Genomic DNA, 16924 nt, shown 5'->3' on the forward strand with positions numbered 1-16924 from the left:
TTCTTGAGAGAGCATCACCGGAGTCGGTATAGGGGTGACAGCTTTTGTGACCCGGTTCACTCGGCTCTCTACCGCCCTCCGGGCGGATGTCCGAGGGAACCCGACAACCGGTCCAGTGCGTTTGAACCCATCGACCCTCGAGCTCGCATAAGCGTCAGAACATGAGCGACGATCCGCTTTGGTATAAGGACGCGATCATCTACCAGATGCACGTCAAGGCGTTCCAGGACGCCAATGGCGACGGCATCGGCGACTTCGCCGGCCTGGCGCAGAAGCTCGACTACATCCAGGAGCTGGGGGTCAACACCATCTGGCTGTTGCCGTTCTACCCGTCGCCACTGCGCGACGATGGCTACGACATCGCCGACTACACCAACGTCCACCCGGACTACGGCACGCTGGAGGACTTCAAGCAGTTCATCCAGGAGGCGCACCGGCGGGGCCTGAAGGTCATCACCGAGCTGGTCATCAACCACACCTCCGACCAGCACCCCTGGTTTCAGGCGGCCCGGCTGGCGGCGCCGGGGTCGCGGGAGCGCGAGTTCTACGTATGGAGTGACGACGACAAGAAGTTCGCCGGCACCCGTATCATCTTCACGGATACCGAATCCTCGAACTGGGCCTGGGACCCGGTGGCGCGCCAGTACTACTGGCATCGCTTCTTCTCGCATCAGCCGGACCTGAACCACAACAACCCCGAAGTGGTCGAGGCGGTGATCCGCGTCATGCGCTTCTGGATGGACCTGGGCGTCGACGGCATGCGGCTCGACGCGATTCCGTACCTGTGCGTGCGTGAAGGCACGAACAACGAGAACTTGCCCGAGACGCACGCGGTGCTGAAGCGCATGCGTGCCGCGATGGACGAGAGCTACACCGGCCGCATGTTCCTGGCCGAGGCCAATCAGTGGCCCGAGGACGTGCGCGAGTACTTCGGCGAGGGCGATGAATGCCACATGGCATACAACTTCCCGCTCATGCCGCGCATCTTCATGTCGGTGGCGCTCGAGGATCGTTATCCCATCGCCGAGATCATCCGTCAGACGCCGGACATCCCCGAGAATTGTCAGTGGGCCATCTTCCTGCGCAATCACGATGAGCTGACCCTGGAGATGGTCACCGATCGCGAGCGCGACTACATGTACAAGATGTACGCCGCCGAACCGCGCATGCGCGTGAACGTCGGCATTCGCCGTCGTCTGGCGACGCTGCTCGGCAACGATGTCGATCGCATCAAGCTGATGAACAGTCTGCTGCTGTCCATGCCCGGTTCGCCGATCATCTATTACGGCGACGAGATCGGCATGGGCGACAACATCTACATCGGCGACCGCAATGGCGTGCGCACGCCCATGCAATGGAGCATCGACCGCAACGCCGGTTTCTCGCGCGCCGATCCGCAGCGGCTGTATCTGCCCGTGATCATGGACCCGATCTATGGATATCAAGCCGTGAACGTCGAGGCGCAGAGTCGCGATCCGTCGTCGTTGCTGAACTGGACTCGACGCCTGCTGGCCGTGCGACGTCAGTTCCAATGTTTCGGCCGTGGCTCACTGGAGTTCGTGAGGCCCCAGAACCGAAAGATCATCGCGTACGTGCGCAGCTGCGGCTCGGAAATGATTCTGTGCGTCGCGAACCTGTCGCAGACCGCGCAGGCGGTGGAGCTCGACCTGTCGAAGTACAAAGGTCGTGTGCCGGTGGAGATGCTGGGCCGTAACGCATTCCCGCCGGTTGGCGACTTGCCGTATTTCCTCACGTTGCCCGCGCATGGCTTCTTCTGGCTGCAGCTGAGCGACTCAGCGCCCCCGCCGCCCTGGCACGTCGAACGTCTGCCTGCCACGGAACTGCCCGTGCTCGTGTTGACGGAAGGGCTCGCGACCTTCCTCGCCGAAGTCGCCAAGGCCGCGAACGGCGGGCTCTTGCGCCGGACCTTGCAGCAGCTGGAAAGCGAAGTGCTGCCGGAATTCATCGGTGCGCGGGGCTGGTTCTCGCACAGTCGCGACGAGATCGCATCGGTGCATCTCGGGCCGCGCTCGCTGTGGCGCTATGAACAGCGCTCGTATCTGATTTGTTTCGTCGATGTCGATGGCGTCGCCGGCCGTCGTCGCTACATCATGCCGCTGACGATCGGCTGGGACGATGGCGTAGACGCCGTGCTCAAGACCGCGGAGTGGACGCTGGCCAAGGTTCGTGAGCATGCCCGGGTCGGCGTGATGATCGATGCGTTCGCCGATCCGATCTTCTGTCTCGGCTTGATCCAGAACATGGCGAATCACGCGACCCTGCCGTTCGCGGGCGGGCAGCTGCGTTTCGAGGCAAGCGTGCCGTTGCCCGAATTGCCCGAGCCGGATTTGCAGAGCGTGCGTCATGTCGGCACCGAGCCCACCAATACCAATATCGTCATCGACGAGTCGCTGTTCCTGAAGGTGTATCGGCGAGCCGAGCCCGGCACGCATCCCGATCTGGAAATGTCGCGTCTGCTCACCGATGCCGGCTTCAAGGCGATCTCGCCGATGCTGGGCAACGTCGTCTGGGAGGACGAGACGCCGACGCTGCTGGTGTCGCTGTTCGCGTATGTGCGCAATCAGGGCGACGTGTGGAACTACGCCCTCAATCATCTCGAGCGTCACGCCAGCTTGCTCTCGTCGCAGGATGCGAGCGTGCCGGAGGCGCCGCATGCGTTGTTTACGACGCAGATGCAGACCTTGGGCCGGCGCATTGGCGACATGCATACGATTCTGTCGCGCGCGACGGACGTGGCGTTCGCGCCGGAACCGATTCGTTCGCAGGATCTGTCGCGCTGGTACAGCGCCGTGCAGTTCGATACCGAAGCCGTGCTCAATGTGCTCAGTCAGCGCCTGCCAGCTCTGGCGGATAGCGTACGCACGCGGGCCGAGCAGTTGATCAATGCCCGTGAGCGATTGTTCGCTTACATTCGTGAGCTGACCGCGACGCCCATCGATGGTCTGCGGACGCGCATTCACGGCAATTTGCATCTCGCCAAGGTGATGCTGGCCGCGGATGATTTTCTGCTGACGGGCTTCGAAGGCGATACCAGGCTGCCCTTGGAAGAGCGACGTCAGAAGGATTCACCGCTGCACGACGTGGCAAGTGTGTTGTTGTCCTTCCAGTACGCGCATACCGTGGCGCTGGATCACGCCATCCAGCATCGTCCCGAGTTGCGTGAACGGCTCGAGCCGGAGCTCGCGAAATGGCAGTTCCTGACGACTCGCGCGTTCCTGCAGGGCTATCGGCGGGGCGTGATCGAATCCGGCATCTTGCCGAGCAACGAGGCGGGGATGCAGCGGTTGCTGAAACTGTTCATGGTCATCCGGTCGGTGCACGCGCTACGTCATGAGTTGGAACGCCGCCCTGAAATGTTGCTCGCCGCGGTCGAAGCTCTGTATGCGCAGCTGGACGTTTCTTTCGAGTGAGCGCTTAACCGAAACTTTCCGTGGTGTACAGCCACACTTGCATGTCGGAGAGCCAGAAATCCGCTGGCCATCCGGCTTTCAACTTCAGATGACGCAGGAAGTCTCGCGGCTCGGGCAATTGCTCCCAGACCGCGGGTAGAAACGTGCTGCGTCTGGCGCCGGACTGAAGAATCACGCCGTCGATCCCTGGGCGTAGTACTTCTAGTAGTTCCGCCTCGCTACGCGCGTTACACCGTTCGGGCTCACTCAGTACGGAGATCTCGATGCCCGTGTCGCGCCACTCTGCCGGTGTGATTGCTGGAAACCGCGGATCGGCGAAGGCGGATGCATACGCGTTGTTCCAAACATCCACATGCAAGGGATGCGTTGCTTCGATGGTGCCGCAACAGCCGCGCAGATCCTCGCCCACGCGCAATGTGACAAACGACGAGCCGGGCTGCGTCAAGTCGGCATGCAGAGGCAACGCGTCGTAAGGAACGCGTTCTCCCGTTGGCAGTGAGGCTTCGATCGACGTACGCGCTAACGACAGCAACTCAGCACGTTGCGCGGGGCTGAGGCTCATGCGACCGACTCATGCAGCGCGAATGCCCCGTAGCCCACCACTCGGTTGCGATCCCCTGCGGTGTCGCCGGAGTTGCAGCGGGCGATCTCCTCGATGCGTGCCCCTCGCTGGTGAGCCAGAAATGTCAGGCCGTTGATGCCTATACAACCGCAGGCTTGTTCGCCAGTGAGTGTCGCGTCGTTGCACAAGATTGCGTTGCTGGTCTCGGCATCGACCGTGCGCGCCTGGTCGTAAGGCAAGTAGTGACTGAGATCGGAGCTGACCAGCACCAGTGTTTCTTCATCGCCCCACACGTCCGCGAGCGCGGCGGCTACCGCTGGCGGTGAGGCAGAGCCGAGCGCTACCGGCAGTAGCGTGAAATCATCAAACATCATTTGTAAGAACGGCAGCTGCACCTCCAGGCTATGCTCGCTCGCATGAGGTGAGTCGGATTCGACGACATGCTCCTGCTCCAGCAAGCGCGCCTTGAGTTCGCGATCCACCGGCACCATCCCCAACGGAGTCTGAAAGACCTCGGCCGCGGGCACGGCCATGCCGCGCAGATAGACGCGATGACTCGGGCCGATGAGGACGATGCGACGGATTTGCCTACGCCGATGTGCGACGTGCGAGTACGCCGCCGCGGCGATGACGCCTGAATAGATATATCCCGCATGCGGCACGATCAAAGCCTTCGGCACCGGGCCGGCCACTGTAGGTGCCTGTGCTAGATACTCCGATACCACCTCGCGCAACTGTTCCGGATCGCCCGGATAAAACAGGCCCGCGACGGCTGGGGGGCGAACCCTGGTACTCACGTTATTTCGCGTTCCGGCGTGGCCGATTCAGGTGCATGATGGGGACCAGTGCTATGTATACGCCGCCGCCCCTCTTGATGAAAGACCAGCGATGAAAGCTCCTTCTATAGTTCATCCCACCAGGCATTGGCACCGGCTCGACGATGGCCGCATCCAATGCGACGTGTGTCCTCGCGAATGCCGCATGCACGAAGGGCAGCGTGGTTTGTGCTTCGTGCGCGGTGTCGAAGGCGGCGAGGTCAAGCTCTACACCTACGGGCGCTCGAGCGGCTTTTGTGTGGATCCCATCGAAAAGAAACCGCTGAATCACTTCCTGCCGGGCACATCGGTGCTGTCGTTCGGTACGGCTGGCTGCAATCTTGCGTGCAAGTTCTGTTTCCACCCCGACACCCTGGTCGCGACGACGCGCGGCATGAGGCGGATCGCCGAGCTGTTCGACGAATGCCAGGAGAAGGTGGTGCATGGACAGGGCGAGATCGCCTTGCCGGAATCGCTTGAAGTGTGGACTCGCGAGTCGAAGCCGGCACGGGTCTCGAAAGTTTTTGCACACCGGCACTCGGGCGAGCTGCTGTCGATCAAGGCGAGCTGTTGCCCACCAATATTGCTGACCGCGAATCACCGAGTCTTTGCAGCCGTTCGCGGCAATCTCGACGCGATCGAGAAGATCGAGGCCGGTAAGCTCACGGCGGATCACTATCTGGTGGTTCCCAAGAGAAAGGCAGGTGCGGAGGTGCGACTCGACGTCGCCGAAATACTGGGTGCGGTCGTGCTCGAAACTCACGCGCCTCGTGAGCATCGAATAGACTTTGATGCGCTTACGGCGCACCTCCAAGCGACCGGGACGTCGGCCCAACTCGGCGCGGCGCTCGGCTATCACCCCGCGTACGTGCGTACTCTGCGAAGTCGACTGCAACGTGGGTTACTGTCCCCGCCCCGCAGGCGGCAGATCCAGCTGCGTATGGAAGCGGGGCGCGTGAAATTTACCGGAGAGCGTGGCGCGGGAGTGCCGCAGTACCTCAATCTCACGCCCGACCTTGCCTGGCTCTTGGGATTCTACTGTGCTGAAGGTTCCATCGGCGTTCATCCCCAGCGTCCTCATGCTCGTCAGTTGATCTTTTCCTGCGCGCATCACGAAACGCATCTTGTCGATCGAACAGCGCGACTGCTAACGGAGGTACTGGGTGCGACACCGATCATCGTAAATCGGCGCACGACCGTCACGGTCGAAGTCCGTAGTACCTCCACGGCTCGGCTGTTTGAGGCGCTCTGCGGTCGGGGCGCCAAGCGCAAGCGCGTTCCCGTGGAGGTCGCGCGCGCACCTGAATCGGCCATTCGCGCATTCCTCAGCGGTTACTTCGCAGGTGACGGTTACTTCGCCCCCGCGCACGTTGTGGGTAATTCCGTGTCGCGCGATCTGGCACTCGGCCTGTTTGAGCTGGGGCTGCACATCGATGTGCTGCCGACATTCTTCGTGCATGAGCCGGCGCCTACAAAAGTGATGGAGGGACGGGAAGTCTCCCAAGCGACCACATACATCGTGAAATTCAAGCGCGACCGCTACGAGCAGCGTACGCGCTCCGCTCCGGAACGCACCCAATGGCGCGACGTCGGTGACAAATTCCTGGTGCCGTTGCGCAGTGTCGAGCGGACGGCCTACGAGGGACTGGTCTACAACCTCGAAGTGGATGACCCTGATCACTCCTATCTTGCGTCCTTCCTCGCCGTCTCGAATTGTCAGAATTGGGACATGAGCAAGTCGCGCGAGATGGATACGCTCGCCGATCGAGCCACGCCGGAAATGTTGGCTTCGGCCGCCAGGCGGTTGGGATGTTCCAGCGTTGCGTACACGTACAACGATCCGGTCGTGTTCATGGAATACGCGATGGATGTCGCCGATGCCTGTCGCGAAGCGGGCGTGAAGAGTGTGGCGGTGACGGCGGGTTATATGACTGCCGCGCCTCGCGAGGAGTTCTATAAACACATGGACGCCGCCAACGTCGACCTCAAGGGATTCACTGAGCGGTTCTACAAGAAGATCTGCGGCGCCGAGCTGGCGCCGGTGCTCGAAACGCTCGAATACCTGAAGCGCGAAACGTCGGTGTGGTTCGAGATCACCACGCTACTGATTCCCGACGAGAACGACTCGGACGCCGAGCTGGATCAGATGACCCGCTGGATCATGGACAAGCTCGGCCCCGACGTGCCGCTGCACTTCACCGCGTTCCATCCGGATTGGAAGATGATGGACAAGTCGCATACACCGGCCGCGACTTTGACCCGTGCAAGAAACATTGCACGCAGGAATGGACTGCACTACGTCTACACCGGCAACGTGCACGACCCGGCCGGCGCGAGCACTTACTGTGTCGGCTGCGGCAACCGTGTGATCGAGCGCGACTGGTACGAATTGGGTGAGTGGCAGCTCGATGCGAGCGGCAAGTGTTTGCACTGTGGCACGCAGTTGCCCGGCGTGTTCGACGGCGCGGCCGGCAAGTGGGGCGCGAAGCGCATGCCAGTGCGCCTGGCGGCGATGATTCGCTAAAAAAAGCCCGCCGATGTCGCCACCGGCGGGCTTCCCATGGTGCTTCAGGTCGCTCTAGACCGTCCTTACGAACCTATCCTCAGAAGCGCCATTGTCCGGTCAGCCACAAAGCATTCGAATCCTCGGCGCGGTCGAGCTCGATCTTTTCGTACTCGAGCTTGGCGTGCAGATGATCGAAGAACGTCACGCCGAGGCCGACGCCATACATCAAGTCCTCGCCGCTATCGCTCCGGTTCAGCTCCGGATCGTCGATATCGCCCGAGAGTTTCAGATCGTAGATGTAGTAGCCCAGCTTGGCGGAAAGTTCCACGGGACCGAGCGGCAAGGTGCCGATGATCGAAGGCGCGAAGCCCGAGAGCTCGGCGCGGAACTTGCCGTGATTGCCGGTGCTGCTCGAAAAGTCATCTTCGGGCCGGCCGAAGTCGACATACGCTGCCTGCAAGGAAATATAGGGATTCAGGCGCCAGCCGATGAATGCCTGCCACGCTGTATCGTCGTCGTCCAGCGTGCGGAGTGCGTCGTCGAATGTATCGAGGCCCTCGACCTCGATGTTGAATTGACCGACACCACCGCCAAGGTAGAAACCACTGTCGTTCTCAGGCGCCGCGTAAGCAGCTCCGGAACTCAATGCCAACAAGGTCGCGGCAATGATTGCGCGATTCATGCACACACTCCGTTTTGCAACTACTGTGTGCCAAACGCTTGTTTGCAGCGGCAGTTCCCTGATGCGGCGACGCTACTGGCCAAACACCCAGCGTATCAATTCTGCATGAACGGCTTCTCCGGCACCGCCCTGCGCGCCGGGATGATTGACCATGATCACCACAACGTAAGTTTTTCCCGAAGCCGCGTTGACGAAGCCCGCGAGCGCGCTGACGTTGTCGAGGTGCCCGGTCTTCAAACGAATGCGTCCTTGCATGCCCGGCGATTTAAAACGATTGCGCAAAGTTCCATCGGTGGCGGACAACGGCAGCGACGCGGCGAACTCCGGCATGAACGGGCTGTGCCACGCCATATCCAACATCTCACCGAGACCACGTGCTGTCACTCGCTCGGCGCGTGACAGGCCGGAGCCGTTGTCGAGCACGAAGCCCGGCATGTTGATGCCACGATTGGTGAGCCACTGGCGAACGGCGTTGCGTCCGCTCTCGACGGTCGCGGGTGGTCCGTATTTCTCCACGCCGAGCGTGAGCATCAGATGCCGCGCCATGACGTTGTTGGAATATTTGTTCACCAGGCGAATGATTTCGGCGAGCGATATCGAGTCGTGCTCGTAGATCAGCCTGGCGCTGGCCGGCAATGTTTCGATCCGCATCTCGCCGTCCATCGCGCCGCCGGATTGGGTCCACAAGGTACGGAATGTGCCGTACGCATAGTCGGGTGCGGTCATGATGGCGCGGCCGATGGTGTAAGTGCCGCATGACGTGGGCAACGTGCCGCCGACCACGACGGTGTTCGGATGATCGATGGGATCGGGTGTGCTGAACGTGACGCCGGAGGTGTAGCACTTGCCGCTCACCAGTCGCACCTGGTTTTGCAGATCGAGGTTGACGGGCAACGGATTGACCAGGATCAGCGGCCGGCCGCGCTGCTCATTGGTGATGAGCGTGAAGCGCGACGTTTGGAAGTTCACCATCAACGCATCCGGCAGCACGTTGTAGCTACGGAACGGCTGTGAGTCGAACTCGCCGCGGTTGCCTTCGGCGGGCGCGAAGAAGCTGTGATCGACGACGAAGTCGCCGGTGATCTTGGCCAGCCCCTGCTCGCGCAGGCTCTGCACGAAACGCCACCAATGCTCCGAGGTCATGTACGGATCGCCGCCGCCGACCACGAACAGATCGCCGTTCAGCACGCCGTTCGCCAGGGCGCCGTTGGCATAGGCGCGCGTCTTCCAGGTGTAGCTCGGGCCGAGCGAGTCCAGCGCGACATAGGTGGTTAGCACCTTGATCACCGAGGCCGGGCTGCGAGGCTGGTTGTCGTTGATCCCGAGCACCACCTCGTTGGTGTTGGCGTCGCGCACGTAGATGCTGACGCCCTTGGCCGGGATGCCGACGTTATTCATGACACGCAGGACGGCCGGCGGCAGCTGCGAATCGCGGGCCAGCGCGAGCGGGTGAAATGCAACGGCGACGAGCGCGGCCAGCGCGACGAGAGGTTTGAGCATTCGGCGACGGGTTCAGCGGGCGGACAGCGGCGGAGGCGGGAATTTTAGCAGCGAGTTCGCTGCTGGCCAGGAGGTACGAATACGGGGCGGCGCAGGACCGGCATTGGGCGCCGCAAACTCGGGCCGCGATGTTCTTCTGTACGGGCACGCCGCATACTTCGCGCTCCTCCGGCGGCGGGACTCACGGGCTTCTTTCGATGCGGCGACTGTGGAATACCTTTCTGAAAGGCCTGGCGGCGGTGCTGCCATTGGCGCTCACCGTCTACGTCGTGTTCTGGCTGGCGTCGGCCGCCGAGTCGGTGCTGGGCGGCCCGCTGCGCGCCCTGCTGCCCGAGGACCGCTATTGGCCGGGGCTCGGGCTGCTGGCCGCCTTCCTGCTGATCCTGGTGGTCGGCGTGCTGGTCGACGCATACATCGTGCGGCGCCTGTTCCGCTACGGCGAATCGATCCTGGCGCGCATTCCCATCGTCAAGACCATCTTCGGCGCCTTCAAGGATTTCAGCCGCTTCCTGCCGGCCGGCGGCAAAGGCCGCGACCTGAAGCGCGTGGTGCTGTGGCGCTTCGGCAGCGCCCGGCTGATCGGCTTCGTCACCGAAGAGCAGCTCAACCCGAAGCTGTTCGGCCCGGACGAGGAGCTGGTCGCGGTGTACTTCCCCATGAGTTATCAGATCGGCGGCTACACCTTGTATCTGCACAAGGACGAGCTGCGCGAGACCGAGCTGTCGGTGGAAGAGGCCATGCGCCTGGTGCTGATCGGCGGCGTGACCAGCCAGTCGGCCGCAGGAAACGGATAGAGCCCTGTCATGTTTGGCCGATAGTCTGCGCGGATGCTCATCGGTCACCTCCCGGTCCGCACGCCATTCCCCTGGCAGGTGCTGCTGGACTATTACGCGCATCGTCTCACGCCCAGGTTCGAGTCCGTCGAGGGCGGGCGCTATCAGCGTCTGATCGGTAAGCGGGCCATCACGGTCGAGTACGAGGCCAGGCCGTCTCGATTGATCGTGTCCGCGAACGGGCGGGTCAACGCGGATGAAACATTGGGCGCGGCAGCCCGGCTGTTCGACGTCGAGCACGACCACGATCTGATTCACGAGCATTTGCATCGCTCGAAGCCGCTCAAACAGCGCCTCGCCAATTTGCCCGGCATGCGACCGCTGGGCGCATGGTCGCCGTTCGAGCTTTGCATTCGAACTATTCTCGGCCAGCAAGTCACGGTCGCGGCCGCAGGCACGCTGATGCGGCGACTGGTGGAGCGGTGTGACTCGATCACGCCGGAGTGCGTGGTCGCCGCGGATGTTTCCAATATGGGCATGCCTGGGAAGCGGGCATCGGCGCTGCAATCGTTCGCGCAGGCCGTGGTCGATGGGCGCGTGGATTTCTCACAGCCCTGGACGCAAGTGGATGCGGCATTACAAACATTGCCGGGCTTCGGACCGTGGACACGATCGTATCTGGCGATTCGTCTGGGCCGGGACCGGGATGCATTCCCTGCCTCCGACATCGGATTGATCCGAGCCGCGAAGGTGGCAACGCCCGCCGAGCTGCTCAAGCTCGCCGAAGCGTGGCGGCCGATGCGGGCCTACGCGGCCATTTATCTGTGGGCGGTCGCTCCCTGAATGGGCTGCGGTAAAAACGCCCTGAAGTAGCTCATCCTTGGCCTTCAGGGTGCCGCGTTTGTGATGGCGCTCTCGACTTGCCAAATCCTGCCCAGTAACTGCCAATTCTTGTCACCTGCGCACTGTCACATGAACTGTGGCGGGTTTAACAATTTCACACTCTGCCTCGCGCGCGATGAATCGGACTGCTGTTACGATTTCGTCATTCACTCCGTAACAGGACTTGCGAGCGACGGTCTGGTCGTGTCCGACGCCAACTTTCGACAAATACGTGTGTTGCATCTGGTGAGCGCCGGTGGCGTCGCCAGTGCCTTGCAACCTGCGCTTTTCATGCCGCTGCTGACGCGTTTGCCTCGGCAGCGCGTGAAGTCGCAGGTCGCGTGCCTGTCTCCGGGCGCCGTGCCCTCGGCCGTGCTCCGTCAGAATGGCGTGCCCACGTTCGATCTGGCGCTGTCGCGCAAACGTTTCTCGCCGAAAGCTTTCCAGGAGCTGGTGCAGTCCACCCGCAACTTCCGCCCTGACGTGATTCAGGCGTGGGGGCACACGGCTCAAGTGATATCGACGCTGCTTCGTAAGCGTTGCGATTGGAAGCCGCGGCTGGTGTGGAGCGTCTCCGAGACGACGCCGCTCGCGAAGAACGCCGGCTTCATCGATCGGCAGAAACTCAAATACGCTGCCAGGTTCTCCACGCGCGCCGATCGCATCGTCTACGCGTCCGAGTCCGGCGCTTCTCAACATCGCCGTGTCGGTTTCCCGGATGGCGGTCATGAAACCGTGCCGCCGGGCGTGGACGCGACGCGCTTCAAGCCCGATTTCGCGGCCCGCCGCAAGCTGCGCGAAGAACTGAGCCTGCCGGGCGAAACATTCGTCATCGGCATGGTCGCGCCGTTCCAGGCTGAGTACGACCATTCGACATTGATTCGCGCGGTCGGCGAGCTGATCAAGACCAATCCAAACATCGCGCTGGTGCTCGCGGGGCATGGCGTGCAGAAGGGCAATGCGCCCTTGATGGCGCTGGTCGGTGGCGGTTCGATGGCCACGCGCGTGCATCTGCTGGGCGAATGGTCCGATATCAACGGTCTGTATAACGCCTGCGATGTTGTTTGCTCCAGTGCGGTCAGCGATCAGTCGCGCATGAATGTGGTCATGGCGATGCTGTGCGGTGTGCCGGTGGTTGCTACGGGGATCGGTGCTCAAGGTGAATTGATCGGGCAGCATGGTGTCGCGATCGAGCCGGGCAGCCCGACGGCCTTCGTCAAGGGCATCAATCGGGTCATGCAGCTGACACCGGAGAAGCGGACTCAGATGGCGCAGGGCGCGCGCAAGCACGCGCTGGCCAATTACGTGTATGTGCGCTCGCTGCAGAAGTATCTGCAGCTCTACTACGATTTGATCGGCCGGCAGTCGCTGGTCACCAAGGATCTGCCGACGCCGGAGATCGATGAGGCGTTGACCGTGCCGCCGGCGTTGCCGACCGAAGCGGAGATCAATGCCAGCAAGCGCAAGCCGATCACGGTGGTCGATCTGTCCGATCCGGATTCGCTCGAATCCCGGGTGAGCGAGCGTCAGCCGGAAGAGTTGCCCAAGTGGCGTATCGAGCAGGAACAGGAACGCGCCAAGCGCGAGGCTGAAGTCGAGGCGAAGGTCGCGGCGAGTCAGTCGGTCGGTGACGTGTTGGAAGTGTTCGAGAGCCAGCGGGTCAAGGCGCTCAGCTCCGAGTCGCCGATGACCGAGCGGGCGCGAGGTGTGGCTGACGATTCGGAAGAGTTGTTGTCGCAGGAGCTGTTGGAAGTCGACGCCCCTCCGCCGACACCGCGTGTTTCCAATGCGCCCTCGGGTGCGAGGAAATCTTCCGCGCCCTCGCCGGCGCAGGCTGCGCCCCAGCCGGATGCGGCGAAACAAGCTGCGTTGAAGGCTGCGCGCATGGCTGCGCTTCAGCCGATTGCCCCAGCCGCGAAACCCACCGCCGCACCGAAGGCCGCGTCGGCGGTGACCAGACCGCCGGTGTCCGCGCCTGCTGCGTCGTCTCCGATTACGCGACCGCCGGTGTCCGCACCCGCCGCGTCGTCCCCGACTAACCCACAGCCGGTGTCGGCATCTACCGCGTCGTCTCCGATTACGCGACCGCCGGTGTCGACGCCTGCCACGTCGTATGCGATTACGCCACCGCCGGTGTCCGCGTCTGCCGCGTCGTCACCGCTGGCGTCAACGGCTGCTGCGTCGTCTCCGACTACGCGACCGTCGGAGTCGACGCCTGCAACAGCTGCTTCCGTCGAGCCGCCGAAGTCGGCCGAGTCCGCGTCACTCACTATCGAGGGCGCGCCGCCGAAGGTGGCGTCGCCCGTTGCTGCCGTGTCGATCGCGCCCATTGCCGCGAAGACCGCAGCGAAAGTAGATACCGCCGGCACGCAGCCGCTCGAGACGTTGCCGGAAGGCACGCAAGCCGGCTTGGCCGCGTTGAAGCTTCCTGACGTCGTTGATGTTTCCTCGACGACCGCGAAACGGAAGGTCGACATCAGCAGCACACAGCCGCTGGGCACGCTGGCTGAGAATCTGGCCAAGGCCGCGCTGTCCGGCAAGGATCTCGCTGAGGCTGCCAGGCCCGCGTTGCCAGGCAAGGACCTTGCCGAGGCCACCAAGCCCGCGCTGTCGGGCAACGATCTTGCGGGGGCTGCCAGGCCCGCGCTGTCGGACAGGGATCTCGCGCGGGCTGCCAGGCCCGTTGCTCCCAGCACGGCTGCCTCCAAGCCCGATGTTTCCAAGTCCGGCGCCTCCAAGCCCGCTCTTTCCAAGCCCGATGATGCCAACTTCGATCTGGCCGAGCCCGATGTTTCCAAGATCGACGCATTCAATCTGGACTTCGACTTGGAAGCCTTCGCGCCAGCGGATCCTGAGCCAGTCGCCGCGCCGTCGCTGAAGGCGCGCGTCGATGTGGTTCAGCCGAAGGCGGTGTCGGTCAGCAGCGCTTCTGAAGAGGCGCCGATTGCGAACGGCAGCATGACCGAGTTCGGTGAATTGACGCTGCTCGCCACCGGTGAGTGGCAGGCGATGCAGCGCACGGACACTGCAAAGCCCGAAACGAAGGCGAAAACCGAACCGGCCAGGCAGACCAAGCCCGACGAGCTCAGCGACTCTCAAACCCTGTCGCTGATTTCAAAGCCGGCCCCGGACGAGCTCGCCCTGGTGCCCGAGCCCGAACCGCGGGTCGAGTCGAAGCGCGCCGCGAACGGCGAGTAACGTTACTTCGTTTTCGCGAGCGACGACGCGTCCTTCGCCAGCTGCTCGATCGCAGCCCAATCGCCCGCGCGAATCTTATCCGTCGGTGCAATCCACGACCCACCCACGCACGCCACATTCGGCAGCGCTAAAAACTCCGGCGCCGTCGCGCGGGAAACTCCGCCGGTCGGGCAGAACATAACTTCCGGGAACGGCGCGCCGAGCGCCTTCAGCATCGCGATGCCGCCTGCCTGCTGAGCAGGAAACAATTTGAACGTGTCGTAGCCCCAGCCCAAGCCCGCCAGCAATTCCGTCGGCGTCATGATCCCCGGCAGCAGCGGGAACGACGCTGCACGCGCGGCCGAGGCCATTTCCGCCGTGAGCCCGGGGCTCACACCAAACTGCGCGCCTGCATTCCCCGCAGTCACAAAATCGCCCGGACGCGCCAGCGTCCCCACGCCGACCACCGCATCCGGCACCGATTTACGCATCGCCTCGATCGCAGCCAGCGCCACCGGCGTCCGCAAGGTGACTTCCAGAACACGCAGTCCGCCAGCGCTGAGCGCGCGGGCCAGCGGCACAGCGTGATCGATGTGCTCGATGGTGAGCACGGGAATGACAGGGGCGAGCGCGAGTATCGATCGGATGTTCATGAGCGAGAAGTGACTGATGACTGGTGACTGATGAATGGTCGGAAGCTCAGAGGTTGCCGTAAACCGAAGCCGCACCCGCTTCCGCATCCCCAGACGCGCCGCGGAAGGTAGCAAACAATTCCCGGCCCAGGCCAAACCCGTTGTGACTCAAATCCGGCTTCGGCACGACCCGACTGCGCAACACCGCCTCGGATACCTTTACTTCGAGCACACCGGTGTAGCTGTCCAGATGAATGATATCGCCGTCCTGCACTTTCTCGAGCGGCCCGCCGGCGAGACACTCCGGTGTCATGTGAATCGCCGCGGGCACCGCCCCGGATGCACCAGACATGCGTCCATCCGTCACGAGCGCGACTTTGAAGCCCTTGCTCTGCAGAGACGTGAGCGTCGGTGTCAGCTGATGCAACTCCGGCATGCCGTTGGCGCGCGGACCCTGATAGCGAACGACGACCACGCAGTCGCGCGCCAGTTCGCCGGCCTTGAATGCCTTGATCACATCTTCCTGATCGTTGAAAACACGCGCGGGCGCTTCGACGACGCGATGCTGAGGCTGGACCGCCGACGTCTTGATCACGCCGCGGCCCAGATTTCCACGCAGCACCTTCAATCCGCCGTCGGCGCCGAACGGATTGGTGATCGGGCGCAGCACTTCGAGATCGCCGCTGCGCTCTGGAGCCGGGCGCCATTGCAAGCCATCGGGGGACAGCCAGGGTTCTTGCGTATAAGCATCGAGCCCCCGGCCGACCACGGTGAGGGTGTCCTGGTGTAACAGGCCTGAGCTGATCAATTCGCGGATCAGGAAGCCGATGCCGCCGGCGGCATGGAAGTGATTCACGTCAGCGGCGCCGTTCGGATAAATGCGCGCCAGCAGCGGCACGATCTCGGACAGCTCGCTGAAATCATCCCAATTGATGTTGATGCCGGCAGCGCGCGCCATCGCGACCAGATGCAATGTATGGTTGGTCGAGCCGCCCGTCGCGAGCAAGCCGACGATCGCATTCACCATGGCGCGCTCATCGACGGTTTCGCTCAACGGCAGATACTCATCACCCAGCGCCGTGATCTGCGCGGCCCGTCGAGCCGCAGCGCTGGTGAGCGCGTCGCGCAGCGGAGTGTTGGGAGTGACGAAGGCCGCGCCCGGCAGATGCAGGCCCATCACTTCCATCATCACTTGGTTGCTGTTGGCCGTGCCATAGAACGTGCACGTGCCTTGCGAGTGATAACTCTGCGCTTCCGATTCGAGCAGCGCGTCGCGACCGACCTTGCCTTCCGCGAACAGTTGTCGGATGCGTGCCTTCTCCTTGTTCGGAATGCCCGAGGTCATCGGGCCGCCCGGCACGAAGATCGTCGGCAGGTGACCGAAGGTCAGCGCGCCCATCAACAAGCCCGGCACGATCTTGTCGCACACTCCGAGACACAGCGTGGCATCGAACATGTTGTGAGAGAGCGCGATCGCCGTGCTCATCGCGATCACGTCGCGACTGAACAGCGACAGCTCCATGCCCGGCTGACCCTGGGTGACGCCGTCACACATTGCGGGTACGCCGCCGGCGAACTGCGCCACCGCACCGACTTCGCGCGCGGCCAGCTTGATCAGCTCCGGATAACGCTCCAGCGGCCGGTGCGCCGACAGCATGTCGTTATAAGAGGAAACGATAGCTAAATTAGGCCAGCGAGCCACGCGCAGTTTGTCTTTGTCCTGGGTGTCCATGGCGGCGAAGCCATGCGCCAGATTGGTACAAGACAAGCCGGCCCGCGTCGGTTTATCTCTACGCTGCGCTTCACGCATGCGTTCGAGATAGGCGCTGCGGGTGGGCTGGCTGCGCTCGCGAATCCTCTCGGTTACGGCGCGCACGCGTTCATGCAGGGGTGCGCTGGTCTTCATGGGGTCTGGCGTCTGGCTGGCTCGATCATGGACCGGATTCTAGCGTCTCGCGCGGCGC

Annotated in this window: 10 protein-coding genes and 2 pseudogenes; 6 read left to right on the forward strand and 6 right to left on the reverse strand. The window is 62.9% G+C overall.

Features of this window, described 5'->3' with window-relative positions:
- The first annotated feature begins 161 nt into the window (after positions 1-161).
- On the forward strand, positions 162-3431 hold the full coding sequence (gene treS / locus EKO19_RS10340; protein ID WP_129776340.1) for a maltose alpha-D-glucosyltransferase: 3270 nt from the start codon (positions 162-164) through the stop codon (positions 3429-3431).
- Between the two features lie 4 nt (positions 3432-3435).
- Here treS and amrA read toward each other — a convergent pair whose 3' ends face one another.
- Positions 3436-3993, reverse strand: coding sequence for an AmmeMemoRadiSam system protein A (amrA, locus tag EKO19_RS10345; RefSeq protein ID WP_129776341.1), 558 nt, complete (start codon positions 3991-3993; stop codon positions 3436-3438).
- Positions 3990-4790, reverse strand: coding sequence for an AmmeMemoRadiSam system protein B (gene amrB / locus EKO19_RS10350; RefSeq protein WP_129776342.1), 801 nt, complete (start codon positions 4788-4790; stop codon positions 3990-3992). Before amrB ends, amrA begins: the two co-directional genes overlap by 4 nt.
- 91 nt (positions 4791-4881) lie before the next feature.
- On the opposite strand from amrB, the pseudogene EKO19_RS39805 reads away from it, so the two are divergent.
- Both EKO19_RS39805 and amrS read left to right on the forward strand, forming a co-directional pair.
- Positions 4882-5358 (forward strand): annotated as a pseudogene (locus EKO19_RS39805) (hypothetical protein); the annotation flags it as partial.
- 1149 nt (positions 5359-6507) lie between these two features.
- Positions 6508-7332 (forward strand): annotated as a pseudogene (gene amrS, locus EKO19_RS39810) (AmmeMemoRadiSam system radical SAM enzyme); the annotation flags it as partial.
- Between the two features lie 79 nt (positions 7333-7411).
- On the opposite strand, the gene EKO19_RS10360 reads toward amrS, so the two are convergent.
- Together EKO19_RS10360 and dacB are read right to left on the reverse strand one after the other, a co-directional pair.
- The gene (locus EKO19_RS10360; RefSeq protein WP_129776344.1) at positions 7412-7996 is read right to left on the reverse strand and encodes a porin family protein; all 585 of its coding nucleotides are present in this window, start codon (positions 7994-7996) and stop codon (positions 7412-7414) included.
- Positions 7997-8068: 72 nt separating this feature from the next.
- Entirely contained in the window at positions 8069-9496 is a 1428-nt protein-coding gene (gene dacB / locus EKO19_RS10365) for a D-alanyl-D-alanine carboxypeptidase/D-alanyl-D-alanine endopeptidase (RefSeq protein ID WP_129776345.1), read from the reverse strand.
- Between the two features lie 197 nt (positions 9497-9693).
- Here dacB and EKO19_RS10370 point away from each other — a divergent pair, with 197 nt between their 5' ends.
- From EKO19_RS10370 to EKO19_RS10380, 3 genes are all read left to right on the forward strand, one after another.
- Positions 9694-10290, forward strand: a complete 597-nt coding sequence (locus EKO19_RS10370) for a DUF502 domain-containing protein (RefSeq protein WP_129776346.1) — start codon at positions 9694-9696, stop codon at positions 10288-10290.
- A 33-nt stretch (positions 10291-10323) separates the two neighbouring features.
- The gene (locus tag EKO19_RS10375; protein WP_129776347.1) at positions 10324-11112 is read left to right on the forward strand and encodes a DNA-3-methyladenine glycosylase family protein; all 789 of its coding nucleotides are present in this window, start codon (positions 10324-10326) and stop codon (positions 11110-11112) included.
- A gap of 243 nt (positions 11113-11355) precedes the next feature.
- Positions 11356-14349 (forward strand): glycosyltransferase, encoded by a 2994-nt coding sequence (locus EKO19_RS10380; RefSeq protein WP_175597016.1) that lies wholly within the window; start codon positions 11356-11358, stop codon positions 14347-14349.
- 2 nt (positions 14350-14351) lie between these two features.
- Here the strand turns inward: EKO19_RS10380 and eda are convergent, their stop codons facing one another.
- Together eda and edd are read right to left on the reverse strand one after the other, a co-directional pair.
- Positions 14352-14981, reverse strand: a complete 630-nt coding sequence (eda, locus tag EKO19_RS10385) for a bifunctional 4-hydroxy-2-oxoglutarate aldolase/2-dehydro-3-deoxy-phosphogluconate aldolase (protein ID WP_129776349.1) — start codon at positions 14979-14981, stop codon at positions 14352-14354.
- 46 nt (positions 14982-15027) lie between these two features.
- On the reverse strand, positions 15028-16866 hold the full coding sequence (gene edd / locus EKO19_RS10390; protein ID WP_129776350.1) for a phosphogluconate dehydratase: 1839 nt from the start codon (positions 16864-16866) through the stop codon (positions 15028-15030).
- Positions 16867-16924: the final 58 nt, after the last annotated feature.

Origin of the sequence: Peristeroidobacter soli, from assembly GCF_004138485.1 — a bacterium.
Taxonomy (GTDB): Bacteria; Pseudomonadota; Gammaproteobacteria; order Steroidobacterales; family Steroidobacteraceae; genus Steroidobacter; species Steroidobacter soli.